The sequence below is a fragment of the Stenotrophomonas maltophilia group sp. msm4 genome (assembly GCF_032025605.1).
GTDB lineage: Bacteria > Pseudomonadota > Gammaproteobacteria > Xanthomonadales > Xanthomonadaceae > Stenotrophomonas > Stenotrophomonas sepilia.
On record NZ_JAVSKK010000004.1, the window covers coordinates 611,331 to 625,821 of the forward strand.

A 14,491-nucleotide genomic window follows, 5' to 3' on the forward strand; every position below is an offset into this window, starting at 1 on the left:
CTGCGGTAAGACGGTGCGTTGCAAGCGACGCGCCTACAATGTCCGCCCCGCCAGCCGACGTGCCCGCCATGACCGACGCCCAACTACCCACCGAGGACCCGATCGCCGCCACCCGCCTGTGGCTGGAACGCATCGTCATCGGCCTGAACCTGTGCCCGTTCGCCAAGGCGGTCTACGTGAAGGACCAGGTCCGCATCGTGCTCAGCGATGCGACCACGACGGAAGCCCTGGTTGAGCAGCTGGCCGAGGAACTGGTCCTGCTGCGCGATACGCCGGCCGAGCAGATCGATACCACGCTGATCGTGCATCCGCAGGTGCTGACCGATTTCCTCGACTACAACGACTTCCTCGACAACGCCGACGCGGCGATCGAGGCGCTGGACCTGCAGGGCATCCTGCAGGTGGCCAGCTTCCACCCCGACTACCAGTTCGACGGCGTGGCCGCGGACGACGCCAGCAACTACACCAATCGCGCGCCCTTCCCCACCCTGCACCTGCTGCGCGAAGACAGCGTGGCGCGCGCGGTGGACGTCTATCCGGATCCGGACGTGATCGTCGAGCGCAACATCCAGACCCTGGACCGCATCGGCGTGGACGGCTGGCATCGCCGCCTGCGTGGCGAAGACCTGTCGTGAGCACGGTGCCGCCGATTGCCGCTTGGCCGGCCGCGCCGCTGTCGGGCAAGGTGGTGCTGGTCACCGGCGGCGCCAACGGCATCGGCCGTGGCATCGCGCAGGCCGTGCTCGGCGCCGGTGGCCGCGTGCTGATCGGCGACCTCGACGTGGAGGCCGGCGAGGCGTGCCTGGCGGAATGGCAGCGTGGTGAGGATGCCGTGTTCCAGCGCCTGGACATCACCGACGAAGCCAGCGTGCGCGCCCTCATCGCCGTGGCCCTGCAGCGTTTCGGCTGCATCGACGGCCTGGTCAACAACGCGGGGATTGCCAGCCCGCACGGCACGCTGCTGCAGGACATGGACTGGGACGAGTGGCAGCGCCGGCTGTCTTCGCTGCACGGCGCGTTCCTGTGCAGCAAGCATGCGTTGCCGGCGCTGACCGCCAGCGCCGCCGGTGCGATCATCAACATCGCCTCGACCCGCGCCTGGCAATCCGAAGCACACAGCGAAGCCTATGCCGCAGCCAAGGGCGGACTGGTCGCGTTCACCCATGCGCTGGCGATCAGCAGCGGCCCGGCGGTGCGGGTGAACAGCATCAGTCCCGGCTGGATCGGCACCTGCGAGTGGCAGGCACCCTCACGCCGACACGCACCGGAGTATTCGGCCACCGACCATGCGCAACACCCGGTCGGCCGCGTCGGCCAGCCGGAGGACATCGGTGCGTTGGCCGTGTACCTGCTGTCATCACTGTCCGGTTTCAGCACCGGCCAGGATTTCATCGTCGACGGCGGCATGACCCGGAAGATGATCTACGCCGAATGACCCACCACCGGTAGTGCCGGCCGCTGGCCGGCATTCCGGTAGATCCACGCCATGCGTGGATGGCGGTGAAGTGCCAACCAAGGTTGGCACCCACCACCATGGATTACGCCATGCCCGAGTGGCGCAGCAGCGCATCGATCTGCGGCGCACGGCCGCGGAAGGCCTTGAAGTTGTCCGCCGCCGGGCGGCTGCCACCGCGCGACAGGATCTCATCACGGAAGCGTGCGCCGGTTTCAGCCAGTGCCTGCGGCGCTTCCTCGAAGGCGGCATAGGCGTCGGCGCTGAGTACCTCGGCCCACTTGTAGCTGTAGTAACCCGCGGCGTAACCGCCCGCAAAGATGTGGCTGAACTGGTGCGGGAAGCGGTTCCAGGCCGGCGGGTGGTTCACCGCCACTTCCGCGCGCACGCGGTCGAGCAGCGCCAGCACGCTGTCCTGCGCTGGTTCGAACTGGCTGTGCAGCAGCATGTCGAACAGGCCGAACTCCAGCTGGCGGACGGTGGCCATGCCGCTGTGGAAGTTGCGCGCGGCCAGCATGCGCTCGTACAGCGCGCGCGGCAGCGGCTCGCCACTGTCCACATGCGCGGTCATCGCCTGCAGGTGGTCCCATTCCCAGCAGAAGTTCTCCATGAACTGGCTGGGCAGCTCCACCGCATCCCATTCCACGCCGTTGATGCCAGCCACGCCCAGTTCGCTGATGCGGGTCAGCAGCTGGTGCAGGCCGTGGCCCATCTCATGGAACAGCGTGGTCACTTCGTTGTGGCTGAAGGTGGCCGGCTTGCCGTTGGCACCGCGGCCGAAGTTGCACACCAGGTAGACCAGCGGCGTCTGCACGCTGCCGTCGGTGCGCACGCGACGGTTGCGGCAATCATCCATCCACGCCCCGCCGCGCTTGCCCTCGCGGGCGTACAGGTCCAGGTAGAACTGGCCAACCAGCGCGCCCTGCGCATCGACCAACCGGAAGAAGCGCACATCCTCGTGCCACACCGGCGCGCTGTCCTCCTGCACGCGCAGGCCGTACAGCTGCTCGATCACCGAGAACAGGCCACCCAGTACCTTCGGCTCGGTGAAATACTGCTTCACCTCCTGCTCGGAATAGCTGTAACGCGCCTGCTTCAGGCGGTCGGCGGCGAAGGCCAGGTCCCAGGCCTGCAGGCTGTCGATGCCGAGCTGTTCGCGCGCGAACTGCTCCAGCTCGGCGCGGTCCCTGGCAGCGAACGGCTTGGCACGCGCGGCCAGGTCACGCAGGAAACCGAGCACTTCGGCCGGGTCCTGCGCCATCTTGGTCGCCACCGAGTAATGGCCGTACGAATCGAAGCCGAGCAACGCAGCCAGTTCGGCGCGCAGGGCAAGGATGCGGTCGATGTTGCCGCTGTTGTCCAGTGCGTCATCGCCGAATTCGGACGCACGCTGGGCGCTGGCGCGGTACAGGATCTCGCGCAGGTCGCGGTCCTCGCCCCAGGTCTGCACCGGCAGGTAGCACGGCATCTGCAGGGTCAGTTTCCAGCCGGCCTTGCCGTCCTTCTGTGCTGCGGCATGCGCGGCGGCCTTCACGTCTTCCGGCAGGCCCTTCAGCCGCGCTTCGTCTTCGATGAACAGCGACCAGGCATCGGTAGCGTCGAGCACGTTCTGCGAGAACTTCGCCGACAGCGCCGACAGTTCTTCCTTGATCGCAGCAAAACGCTGCTGCGCCTCGGGCGCCAGCTCGGCGCCGCCCAGGCGGAAGTCGCGCAGGGTGTTGTCCAGCACCTTGCGCTGGGCTTCATCGAAATGCGCCGCCTCCGGGCTGGCGGCCAGCGCCTGGTACTGGCGGTAAAGCGCCAGGTTCTGCCCCAGCGCACTGGCGAAGCGGGTCACCCGCGGCAGGTTGCTGTTGTAGGCCTCGCGCAGCTCCGGGGTGTTGACCACGCCCTGCAGGTGGCCGACCAGGCCCCAGGCGCGCCACAGGCGCTCGGTGGCATCGTCCAGCGGGGTCACGAAGGTCTGCCAGGTGACCGGCTGCACCTGCTCGGCTGCGCTGACGGCGGCTGCGGCCTCGGCCAGCAGCACATCCAGCGCCGGCGCCACGTGCTCGGGGCGGATCGCCTCGAAGCGCGGCAGGCCGGAAAAATCGAGCAGGGGGTTGGCAACGGTCACGGCAGGTCTCCAGGGTACGGGCCCGGCAGGCGGGCAGCCCGGTAGATATGGCGCTGCCAGGCATCGCTGACAAGGGGGCACGGCATTCACATCGGCCTTACGCATGCCCCCCGAAGCTCAGGGTGCGGGGGAGTCCGCAGCGGCACGTACCGAACGAGGCCCCACATGGAAGGTCTGGCTGCAGTTGCATCCGCCTCACCGGCGCGGTCGCTGGCACTGTCTGCCAGCGCGGCCGAACTGGCCTGGATCGCCGCGCTGTGCGATGCCGGCGACGACGCCCCGCGCCACCTGCAGCAGTTGCAGGCGGTGCTGCAGCAGGGCGGCACGTTCAATGAAAGCCAGGAGTGGTACCCGTTCGAAGTGGTCGAGCGCGGCGCCAGCCAGCTGCAGCTGGGCCATGAGCGCGAGTTCGTGATCTGCGTGCTGCTGTGGTTGCAGGCATTGGCCCAGGGCCGCGCCAGCATCCTGGATCCCACCCTGCACCTGGATGACCGTGCGATGGACATCGAGGCGTTGCCTGATGCGCTTCGCGACGCGGTGCTCGACGCGTTCACCGCAGCGGGGTACTGAGACACCGTCGCGGACGCCAGCATGGCCCGGCGCGAGCTTCGTCCGTGCTACAGCGCTTCCAGGCTGCACCATGGCAGCTCGGGCAAGCCCTGCCCGGCCACCGCAGCGGCCAGCTGTGCATCGGCGCCATCGACATCGATGCCCTGGCGCGCGTACCACGCCGGGTCGTAATAGCTCTGCGCATAGCGCTCGCCGCTGTCGCACAGGATGCTGACGATGCTGCCCTGGTGGCCCGCCTCGCGCATCCATTGCGCGGCCTGCAGCACGCCGATGAAGTTGGTGCCGGTCGAGCCACCGACACGGCGGCCGAGCTGGCGGCTGACATGGCGCATCGCGGCCAGGCTCAGTGCGTCGGGTACCTTGACCATCGCATCGACGCTGGTCGGGATGAAGCTCGGTTCCACCCGTGGCCGGCCGATGCCTTCCACGCGCGAACCACCACTGCAGGTCAGGTCGCGCCAGTCCTGTTCACCGGCCACGGCGGCCCGGTAACCGTCGAAGAACACCGACACTTCCGGGTCCGCGCACAGGATGCGGGTGTCGTGGCGGCGGTAGCTGACATAGCGGCCCAGGGTGGCGGCGGTACCGCCGGTGCCGGGGCTGCACACGATCCATTCCGGAACCGGGCTGGGCTCTTCGGCCATCTGCTTGAAGATGGACTCGGCGATGTTGTTGTTGGCACGCCAGTCGGTCGCGCGCTCAGCGTAGGTGAACTGGTCCATGAAGTGGCCACCGGTTTCACGGGCCAGCTTTTCCGAATCACAGTTGAGGTCGCAGGCGCGTTCGACAAGATGGCAGCGGCCGCCTTGGAACTCGATCGCGGCGATCTTTTCAGGCGAGGTGGTGGCCGGGATCACTGCAATGAACGGCAGGCCGAGCAGGCGCGCGAAATAGGCTTCGGACACCGCCGTCGAGCCGCTGGACGCCTCGATCACCGGTCGCCCTTCGCGCAGCCAGCCATTGGCCAGCGCATACAGGAACAGCGAGCGCGCCAGCCGGTGCTTGAGGCTGCCGGTGGGATGGCTCGACTCATCCTTCAGGTACACATCGATGCCATCGAACCCGGGCAGCGCCAGCGGGATCAGGTGGGTATCGGCGGAGCGGTTGAAATCGGCTTCAATCTTGCGGATGGCGGCGGCCACCCATTCACGCTGCGACATGGCGGGCAATCGTTGTCAGGACGGAACGGTGCGACCCGGCCATTGTACGTCGCGGTACCGTCAGGTGCTGGCCGGTAGAATGCCCCCATCCGGCCGGCAACGGCCCTGTCTGAAGGACCTCCCCCATGACCATTCCCGCCCTGCGCGATGTCCCCGGCGTCGCCGCCCAGGCCCCGGCCGAAACCACCGGCTTCGTGTTCAACCACACCATGCTGCGGGTGAAGGACATCACCGCCTCGCTGGACTTCTACACCCGCGTGCTCGGCTACCAGCTGATCGACAAGCGCGACTTTCCCGAAGCCCAGTTCAGCCTGTACTTCCTGGCCTACGTCCCAGCTGGCGTGGCGGTTCCGGAAGATGACAGCCAGCGCCGCCTGTGGATGGCCGGCCTGCCGGGCGTGCTGGAACTGACCCACAACCGCGGCACCGAGAGCCAGGACGGCGCGGTCTACCACGACGGCAACAGCGACCCGCGCGGCTTCGGCCACATCTGCGTGTCGGTGCCGGACATCGAGGCGGCCTGCCAGCGCTTCGAGGACCTCGGGGTAACCTTCCAGAAGCGCCTGACCGACGGCCGCATGAAGAACCTGGCCTTCATCAAGGACCCGGACGGCTACTGGGTCGAGATCATCGCCAACGTCTGACCCCGAAAAGGGGACGGAGGGGATTAAGCCGTTTCTGGCACTATTGTGCTGGAAGCGACTTAATCCCCTCCGTCCCCTTTTTCTGTGAGGTTCGTATGGAAACGATGGAACTGCACCGTGGCCGCCTGATCGACCACATCCAGCTGGTGGTGCGTGACCTGGCCGCCAGCCGCCGCTTCTACCAGGCAGTGTTCGATACGATCGGCATCCCACTGGGCGGCGAAGGGCCAGACTTCTTCTGGGCCGACGAGCTGTTCATTTCCAGCGCCAGCAGCCGTGCCGCCGCCGGCCAGTTGACCGGCCGCCACCATCTCGCCTTCCAGGCGCGCGACAGCGCAACTGTTGATGCCTTCCACACTGCCGCGATCGCCGCCGGCGGTACCGACAATGGCGCGCCAGGCGAACGCCCCTACCACCCGGGCTACTACGGCGCCTTCGTGCTCGACCCCGATGGCAACAACATCGAAGTGGTCTATCACGGGCCGGCGAACTACAGCGCCGATTCGGTGAAGGTCACTTTCTGATATCACCGGCGCCGTGAATGAAGAAGCCGGGCAATGCCCGGCTTCTCTGCTTCCAGCGCTGCGGCCCTCAGTGGGCGGCCATGTAGATGTCCTGCAGCACGGCCTTTTCCAGTTCCAGCTCGCCCAGCAGGTTCTTCACGATATCGCCCAGGCTGAGGATGCCGACCAGGCGGGTGCCTTCGGTGACCATCAGGTGACGGCGCCGCGAGTACGTCATCAACGACATGGCCTGTTTCAGCGTGGCTTCCGGCGCAATGCCCTCCAGACCGGTGGACGGCAGGCTGGAAATCACCCGGCGGCCGGCCTGCGGGCCGTCGTCGGCCAGGGTGCGCACGATGTCCTTCTCGGAAATGATGCCGACCGGGGCATCGTCCTTCATCACCACCAGCGCAGCGATCCTGTTCGCGCTCATCTTGTGGGCGGCGGCACCGATCGTGTCTTCGGCATCGATGGTGATGACAGCTTCTTTCTTGGATTGCAGGAGTTCGCGGACGTTCATTCTTGTTTCCTGGTGCAGGTCACTGAAGTCAAAAAAGTGTGCTCTTCCGATACGCCCCCTCCCCGGGAACAGACCTTTCAGCGCACGTCTGGCGCACCCGTCTGCCGCTTGGAATCACTCGGCAGACGATGTGCTGCAACGCGAACGAGGCGGGTTCAATCGCTCAACCCTAACCTCGGCCAGATCGATTCTACGACTGCGACCCTCGGTCACTACCGGCATCGATAGGACAGTTCGTCGTGGGAACCAACTGACGATCCAGAGAATGGCACCGCGGCTGAAACCGCCGCTGAATACAGGCGGCTTCGCGCATTAAAGAATGATTGCCTGCTGCCGACGACGGACAGAACGCCCGGCAGCTGTCCCACTTCGCACTGCGTCCGGCACAAACGAAAGGGGCCTCGCAGGCCCCTTTCGCATGCAGCATCCCACAACTCCGGGAATGCCTTACTCCACCGTCACGCTCTTGGCCAGGTTGCGCGGCTTGTCCACGTCGGTGCCGCGTGCCAGCGCGGTGTGGTAGGCCAGCAGCTGCACCGGGATGGTGTGCACGATCGGGCTGAGCACGCCGGCATGGCGCGGCGTGCGGATCACATGTACGCCTTCGGACTCATTGAAGTTGCTGTCCTGGTCGGCGAACACGAACAGCTCGCCACCACGCGCACGCACTTCCTGCATGTTCGACTTCACCTTCTCCAGCAGGCTGTCGTTCGGCGCGATCACCACCACCGGCATGTCCTCGTCCACCAGCGCCAGCGGACCATGCTTCAGCTCACCGGCCGGGTAGGCCTCGGCGTGGATGTAGGAGATTTCCTTGAGCTTGAGCGCGCCTTCCAGCGCGATCGGGTAATGCAGGCCGCGGCCCAGGAACAATGCGCTGCTCTTGCGCGCGAAACGCTCGGCCCAGGCGGCGATCTGTGGCTCCATGTTCAGGGCGTGCTGCACGCTGCCCGGCAGGAAGCGCAGCTGCTCCAGGTAGTCCGCTTCCTGCGCCGCGTCGATGCGGCCATGCAGCTTGCCCAGCACCACGGTCAGCTGGAACAGTGCGGCCAGCTGGGTGGTGAAGGCCTTGGTCGAGGCCACGCCGATCTCGGCGCCGGCGCGGGTGTAGCAGACCAGTTCGCTGGCGCGCGGGATCGCACTTTCCGGCACGTTGCAGATCGACAGCGTGTGCTGGTGGCCCAACGATTTGGCGTACTTCAGCGCTTCCATCGTATCCAGCGTTTCGCCGGACTGCGAGATGGTCACGATCAGATGCTTAGGGTTCGCGTAGGCCGCGCGATAGCGGTACTCGCTGGCGATCTCCACGCTGCACGGCAGGCCGGCGATGGCTTCGATCCAGTAGCGCGCGGTCAGGCCGGCGTAGTAGCTGGTTCCGCAGGCAATGATCTGCACGCCTTCGATGCCCGACAGCACCGCTTCGGCGTTCTTGCCGAACAGCCCGGCCGGGAAACCACCGGCATCGATCGCCGCCTCGATGGTGTCGCCCAGCGCGCGCGGCTGCTCGTGGATTTCCTTCTGCATGAAGTGGCGGTACGGGCCCAGCTCCAGCGATGCCAGCGATACGTCGGACAGATGCACGTCGCGCTCGACCGGCTGGTCGTGCTCGTCGAAGACGCGCACGCCATCGCGGCGGATCTCGGCGGTGTCGCCCTCTTCCAGGAAGATCACCTTGCGGGTGGCCGAGATCACCGCCGAGACATCCGAAGCGACGAAGTTCTCGCCCTCGCCCAGGCCGACCAGCAGCGGGCAGCCCATGCGCGCGCAGACGAAGCGCTCCGGCTCGGCGCGGCTGACCACGGCCAGCGCATAGGCACCGGTCAGTTCCTTCACCGTGTGCTGCAGTGCCACCAGCAGATCGTCGCCATCCTTCAGATGATGATGGATCAGGTGCGCGATGACTTCGGTATCGGTCTGCGATTCAAACGTGTAGCCCAGCGCGCGCAGCTTCTCGCGCTGCTCTTCGTGGTTCTCGATGATGCCGTTGTGCACCAGGGCCACACCGTGGCTGATGTGCGGATGTGCATTGGCCTCGGTGACACCGCCGTGGGTGGCCCAGCGGGTGTGGCCGATGCCCAGCACCGCATTGAAGCCCTCAGTCTCGGCCGCCATGGCCATTTCCGACACGCGGCCGGTACGACGCACCCGGCGGACTTCCGGACGCTCGCTCTGGTCGATCACCGCGATGCCCGAGGAATCGTAGCCACGGTATTCAAGGCGCTTCAGACCCTCGATCAGTACCGGTACTACGTCGCGATCGGCGATTGCACCCACGATTCCACACATGTCACGCGTTTCCTTGAAGACGATTGCCGCATTCTAGCCTGCGTGTCCGGCTTCCCCCTCCTGTCCGCTTAATGAAAGTGTCCGGAAAGGTGTCCGCGGACACCCGGACACTTCCCCGAAAACCCCAACCCCTTGACCTGAAAGGAAATAAAGTTGGCACGCTACGTGCTTGGTATTGGCTACCACCGTCAGGCACGCACCCGATGATCCGCGACACTTCCGCACAGGACCAGATCGTTTCCTCCGCCCCGGCCGGCACCACCCGCGCAAGCTGGCATCGCTACCGCTGGCCGGCGCTGGGCGCCATCGCGCTGCTCGCCGGCATCGGCTGGGCGGTCCATGCCTGGTCCAATGCCAGCCGCTCCTTCGACAGCAGCCGCGTGCGCATCGCCGAGGTGAAGCGGGGCGACCTGGTCCGTGACATCGCTGCCGACGGCCGCGTGATCGCCGCCAACAGCCCGATCCTGTACGCGATCTCGGCCGGTACCGTGGACCTGAAGGTCGTCGCCGGTGACGTGGTCAAGAAGGGCCAGGAGCTGGCGATCATCGACAGCCCGGAACTGCGCAGCAAGCTGGCCCAGGAACAGGCAACGCTGGCCGGCCTGGAAGCCGAGGCCAGCCGCGCCGCGCTGGACGCGACCCTGGCCCGTGCCAAGTCACGCAAGGAAACCGACCAGGCCACCATCGAACGTCAGGCCGCCGACCGCGACCTGCAGCGCTACCAGCGCGGCTACGACGGCGGCGCGGTACCGCAGATCGACCTGGCCAAGGCCAAGGATTCGCTGAAGAAAGCCGACATCGCCCTGGCCAATGCCACCACCGATGCGCGCCTGCAGAGCCAGGGCGCCGACCTGGATGCCCGCAACAAGCGCCTGCTGGCCGACCGCCAGAAAGCGGTGGTGGCCGAAGTGCAGCGCCAGGTCGATGCGCTGACCCTGCGCGCGCCGTTCGATGGCCAGGTCGGCCAGGTGCAGGCCGTGCAGTCCACCAACCTGGCCGCCAACGCGCCGGTGCTGGGCGTTGTCGATCTGTCCAAGTTCGAGGTCGAGATCAAGGTGCCGGAAAGCTTCGCCCGCGACCTGGCGATCGGCATGCCGGCGCAGCTGACCGGCGGCAACGGCCAACCGTTCCCGGGCGAGATCAGCGCGGTGTCGCCGGAAGTGGTCAACGGCGAGGTCAACGCCCGCGTGCGCTTTGCCAGCGCGCAGCCGGAAGGCCTGCGCCAGAGCCAGCGGATGTCGGTGCGCGTGCTGCTCGATACCCGCAAGAACGTGCTGAAGGTCGAGCGCGGCCCGTTCGTCGAACAGGGCAACGGCATGGCCTACGTGATGGATGGCCGCACCGCCGTGCGCCGCCCGGTGGAACTGGGCGTCAGCAGCCTGGGCGAAGTGGAAATCAAGTCGGGTGTGCAGCCGGGCGACCGCATCGTGGTCTCCGGCAGCGACCTGTTCAAGGACGCCGAACGCGTCTCCGTCAACTGATACCTGAATCCCGGAGAGAGGACACCCCATGTACATGCTCGAAATGCGTTCGGTCGCCAAGGTCTTCCGTACCGAACAGGTGGAGACCCACGCGTTGCGCTCACTGGAACTGCAGGTCAAGGAAGGCGAGTTCGTCGCCGTCACCGGCCCGTCCGGTTCCGGCAAGACCACTTTCCTCAACATTGCCGGCCTGCTGGAAACCTTCACCAGCGGTACCTACATGCTGGACGGGCAGGATGTGAGCACGCTGGGCGACGACGCCCGCAGCCGCCTGCGCAACCAGAAGATCGGCTTCATCTTCCAGGGCTTCAACCTGATCCCCGACCTGAACCTGTTCGACAACGTCGACGTGCCGCTGCGCTATCGGAAGATGAGCGCCAACGAGCGCCGAGAGCGCATCGAGAAGGCGCTGACCCAGGTCGGCCTCGGTTCGCGCATGAAGCACTACCCGAACGAGCTGTCCGGCGGCCAGCAGCAGCGCGCGGCCATCGCACGCGCCCTGGCCGGCAGCCCGCGCCTGCTGCTGGCCGACGAACCGACCGGCAACCTGGACACGCAGATGGCGCGCGGCGTGATGGAACTGCTGGAGGAGATCAATGCCGCCGGCACCACCATCGTGATGGTCACCCACGACCCGGAACTGGCCGCGCGTGCGCAGCGCAACGTGCATATCGTCGACGGCCAGGTCACCGACCTTGTGCGCGAGCCGGTACTGGCCACGCCACGCCACATCGTCGCCGTCAACGAGTGAGGGCATTCCCATGTTCGCCTACTACGCCCGATTGGCGGTACGCAGTTTCCGCCGCAACAAGGTCCTGACTGCGCTGATGGTGGTGGCCATCGCCCTTGGCATCGGTGCCTCGATGACCACCCTGACCGTGTTCCACGTGCTGTCCGGCGACCCGATCCCCGGCAAGAGTGACCGGCTGTTCTATGTGCAGCTCGATGCCGCGACCGGCGCCTATGTCGCGGGCGAGGAGCCGGAAACCCAGTTGACCCGCTTCGACGGGGAAGCCCTGCTGCGCGAAGCCAGGGGCGAGCGCCAGGCGCTGATGAGCGGCGGTGGCGGCACCATCGAACCGGACAACAGCACCCTCAAGCCCTTCAGCATCGACACCCGCTGGACCTCGGCCGATTTCTTCCCGATGTTCGAGGTGCCCATGCAGTACGGCCGCCCGTGGACGCGCGAGGACGACGAAGGCCGAGCACGCGTGGTGGTCATCTCCAAGGCGCTCAACGACAAGCTTTACCAGGGCGCCAACAGCGTAGGCCGCGACCTGCGCATGGAAGGCCAGAGCTACCGCATCGTCGGCGTGATGAAGGAGTGGAGCCCGGAGCCGCACTTCTACGACCTGACCACCGGCAGCTACGGCAAGAACGAGGACCTGCTGCTGCCGATTTCCACGTCCTTCGACCTGAAACTGGGCAGCAACGGCAACATGAACTGCTTCGGCGAAAATCCCGACGGCAACAGCTACTCGCTCAATGCGCCGTGCGCGTGGCTGCAGTACTGGGTGGAGATGGACCCGGCCAAGGCCGCCGACTACCGCCGCTACCTGGAGAACTATTCGAGCCAGCAGCGCCAGGCCGGCCGCTTCAAGCACCCGCCGAACGTGCGCCTGCGCACCGTGATGGAATGGCTGGACTTCAACGGCGCGGTGCCCAGCGACGTGCGCCTGCAGCTGTGGCTGGCACTGGGTTTCCTGGGGGTCTGCCTGGTCAATACGGTGGGCCTGCTGCTGGCCAAGTTCCTGCGCCGCAGTGGAGAGATCGGCGTGCGCCGCGCACTCGGTGCCAGCCGTGGCCAGATCTTCCTGCAGTGCCTGGTGGAAGCCGGCGCAGTCGGCGTGGTCGGGGGCGTGCTGGGCATCGGCCTGGCCCTGCTGGGCCTGTTCGCGGTGCGCCAGCAACCGGTGGAGTACGCAAAGCTGGCCCACCTGGACGGCAACATGCTGCTGCTCGCGCTGGGCTTGACCCTGTTCGCCAGCCTTGCCGCCGGTTTCCTGCCTGCCTGGCGCGCCATGCAGGTCACTCCGGCCATCCAGCTCAAGTCGCAGTAAGCACCCGAACGAGGACTCCCATGGACATCCGCCCCATCCTCAGCACGCTGCGCCGGCACAAGACTGCCGCTGCCCTGATCGTGCTGGAAGTCGCACTGACCTGCGCCATCGTCTGCAACGCGCTGTTCCTGGTCAGCCAGCGCGTGGAGAAGATCAGCATGCCCAGCGGCATCGCCGAGAACGAACTGGTGATGCTCCGCGTCAGCGGCATCGGCAAGCAGACCGATGCCATGGCCCGCACCCGTGAGGACCTGGCGTCATTGCGTGCGCTTCCCGGCGTCAGCAACGTCACCATCATCAACCAGGTGCCTTTCCGCAACGGCTCGTCCAGCAGCAGCATCTCGCGCGAGGTCGACCAGGAACGGCCGACCACCAACGCTTCGATGTACACCCTCTCGGAGAACGGGTTGGCCACGTTGGGCATCAACCTGATCGCCGGCCGTGACTTCCTGCCCGGCGAGTACCAGAACTTCGAAGACGTCAGCAAGGGCGGCGCCAAGGAAAAGGCCATCCCGGTGATCTTCACCCAGTCCACTGCCGCCAAGATGGAACCCAACGGCAGCGCGCTGGGCAAGACCTACTACATGGGCAAGCAGCCGCTGCACGTGGTCGGCATCGTCGACACGCTCAGCACGCCCAATGGCTGGAATGACAACTGGACCAACTCGATGCTGCTGCCGGTGCGGCGCACCTTCGACGACGGTGGCACCTACATGCTGCGCACCTCGCCGGAACGCCGCCAGGAAGTGCTCGACGCCGGTGCAGTCGCGCTGGAGCGCAACGACCCCAACCGGCTGATGCGCGACAAGCTGACCTATGAAGACCAGCGCAAGGACTTCTTCAAGAACGACCGCGCGATGGTTGGCCTGCTGATCACCGTCAGCATCTCGCTGCTGGTGGTCACCGCATTGGGCATCATCGGCCTGGCCAGCTTCTGGGTGCAGCAGCGCAGCAAGCAGATCGGCATCCGCCGCGCGCTCGGTGCCACCCGCGGGCAGATCCTGCGCTACTTCCAGACCGAGAACTTCCTGCTGGCCTCGCTGGGGATCGTGCTGGGCATGCTGGCGGCCTACGCGATCAATCTGGCACTGATGAACCTGTACGAGCTGCCACGCATGCCCCTGTACTACCTGCCGCTGGGCGCGCTGCTGCTGTGGGTGCTGGGCCAGGTCGCGGTGTTCGGGCCGGCCAGGCGCGCAGCAGCGGTCCCGCCCGCAGTTGCAACGCGGGGCGCGTGAGATGCGTGCCTGCCGGATGCTGTTGATGGCACTGCTGCCACTGCCGGCGCTGGCCGGCGGTGGCAGCTCGCAGACGCTGGAATGGCGCCAGGATGATGCCCGCCTGGCGCTCCGCTCGACCGAGGGCCAGGTACGGGTGGAAGCCGCGCGTCCGGAAGCCCGCTTCGGCGTGCGCAGCGGCGACCGCATCCTGCGCCTGGACGATACGGCTGTGCGGCGGATCGAGCATCTTGCCGATGCACTGCGGCATTCCAGTGCCCCGACTGCGTACCTGTTGCTGCGCCGCGACAAACGCGAGCTCACCGTGCCGGTGGACGCCGCCTCGTGGCGGCTGGCGCTGGTCGCTCCGCCACCGCCGGCACCACCGCCTCCACCAGCGCGGCGCTGAAACCAGCCCGCCCTCGTCGCCACGGCTTTGGCTATGCTTGATGGGTGGCGCCGGGCTCTCCCGGCGTATGGA

14 protein-coding genes are annotated in these 14,491 nt (G+C 66.6%); 10 read left to right on the forward strand and 4 right to left on the reverse strand.

Features of this window, described 5'->3' with window-relative positions:
* The first annotated feature begins 68 nt into the window (after window positions 1-68).
* Window positions 69-635: a DUF1415 domain-containing protein gene (locus ROV93_RS20980; protein ID WP_061479870.1), complete on the forward strand. Its 567-nt coding sequence runs from the start codon at window positions 69-71 to the stop codon at window positions 633-635.
* Window positions 632-1,435: an SDR family oxidoreductase gene (locus ROV93_RS20985; RefSeq protein ID WP_072167210.1), complete on the forward strand. Its 804-nt coding sequence runs from the start codon at window positions 632-634 to the stop codon at window positions 1,433-1,435. The genes ROV93_RS20980 and ROV93_RS20985 overlap by 4 nt, the downstream gene beginning before the upstream one ends.
* Before the next feature lie 103 nt (window positions 1,436-1,538).
* Here the strand turns inward: ROV93_RS20985 and ROV93_RS20990 are convergent, their stop codons facing one another.
* The gene (locus tag ROV93_RS20990) at window positions 1,539-3,569 is read right to left on the reverse strand and encodes a M3 family metallopeptidase (protein ID WP_072167211.1); all 2,031 of its coding nucleotides are present in this window, start codon (window positions 3,567-3,569) and stop codon (window positions 1,539-1,541) included.
* Window positions 3,570-3,734: 165 nt separating this feature from the next.
* Between ROV93_RS20990 and ROV93_RS20995 the strand changes: the two genes are divergently transcribed.
* On the forward strand, window positions 3,735-4,139 hold the full coding sequence (locus ROV93_RS20995) for a hypothetical protein (RefSeq protein ID WP_005419475.1): 405 nt from the start codon (window positions 3,735-3,737) through the stop codon (window positions 4,137-4,139).
* Between the two features lie 47 nt (window positions 4,140-4,186).
* Here the strand turns inward: ROV93_RS20995 and ROV93_RS21000 are convergent, their stop codons facing one another.
* A complete protein-coding gene (locus tag ROV93_RS21000) occupies window positions 4,187-5,299 on the reverse strand; it encodes a PLP-dependent cysteine synthase family protein (RefSeq protein WP_072167212.1) in 1,113 nt (370 codons plus the stop codon).
* Window positions 5,300-5,424: 125 nt separating this feature from the next.
* Between ROV93_RS21000 and gloA the strand changes: the two genes are divergently transcribed.
* Both gloA and ROV93_RS21010 read left to right on the forward strand, forming a co-directional pair.
* On the forward strand, window positions 5,425-5,943 hold the full coding sequence (gene gloA, locus ROV93_RS21005) for a lactoylglutathione lyase (protein ID WP_072167213.1): 519 nt from the start codon (window positions 5,425-5,427) through the stop codon (window positions 5,941-5,943).
* Window positions 5,944-6,038: 95 nt separating this feature from the next.
* Window positions 6,039-6,467: a VOC family protein gene (locus ROV93_RS21010; protein WP_019660719.1), complete on the forward strand. Its 429-nt coding sequence runs from the start codon at window positions 6,039-6,041 to the stop codon at window positions 6,465-6,467.
* 67 nt (window positions 6,468-6,534) lie between these two features.
* Here the strand turns inward: ROV93_RS21010 and ROV93_RS21015 are convergent, their stop codons facing one another.
* On the reverse strand, window positions 6,535-6,966 hold the full coding sequence (locus ROV93_RS21015; protein ID WP_005411115.1) for a CBS domain-containing protein: 432 nt from the start codon (window positions 6,964-6,966) through the stop codon (window positions 6,535-6,537).
* Window positions 6,967-7,413: 447 nt separating this feature from the next.
* Entirely contained in the window at window positions 7,414-9,252 is a 1,839-nt protein-coding gene (gene glmS / locus ROV93_RS21020; protein WP_072167214.1) for a glutamine--fructose-6-phosphate transaminase (isomerizing), read from the reverse strand.
* Between the two features lie 203 nt (window positions 9,253-9,455).
* On the opposite strand from glmS, the gene ROV93_RS21025 reads away from it, so the two are divergent.
* The 5 genes from ROV93_RS21025 to ROV93_RS21045 are packed head-to-tail and all read left to right on the forward strand — an operon-like array spanning window position 9,456 to window position 14,419.
* Window positions 9,456-10,733 carry an efflux RND transporter periplasmic adaptor subunit gene (locus ROV93_RS21025; RefSeq protein WP_072167215.1) on the forward strand — a complete coding sequence of 426 codons (1,278 nt, stop codon included), beginning with the start codon at window positions 9,456-9,458 and terminating at the stop codon, window positions 10,731-10,733.
* 28 nt (window positions 10,734-10,761) lie between these two features.
* Entirely contained in the window at window positions 10,762-11,484 is a 723-nt protein-coding gene (locus ROV93_RS21030) for an ABC transporter ATP-binding protein (RefSeq protein ID WP_005419487.1), read from the forward strand.
* Between the two features lie 10 nt (window positions 11,485-11,494).
* Complete coding sequence (locus ROV93_RS21035) at window positions 11,495-12,793, forward strand: ABC transporter permease (protein WP_072167216.1); 1,299 nt, start codon at window positions 11,495-11,497, stop codon at window positions 12,791-12,793.
* Between the two features lie 20 nt (window positions 12,794-12,813).
* Window positions 12,814-14,031 carry an FtsX-like permease family protein gene (locus ROV93_RS21040; RefSeq protein WP_072167217.1) on the forward strand — a complete coding sequence of 406 codons (1,218 nt, stop codon included), beginning with the start codon at window positions 12,814-12,816 and terminating at the stop codon, window positions 14,029-14,031.
* Between the two features lie 16 nt (window positions 14,032-14,047).
* Window positions 14,048-14,419 carry a PDZ domain-containing protein gene (locus ROV93_RS21045; protein WP_172412113.1) on the forward strand — a complete coding sequence of 124 codons (372 nt, stop codon included), beginning with the start codon at window positions 14,048-14,050 and terminating at the stop codon, window positions 14,417-14,419.
* Window positions 14,420-14,491 lie beyond the last annotated feature (72 nt).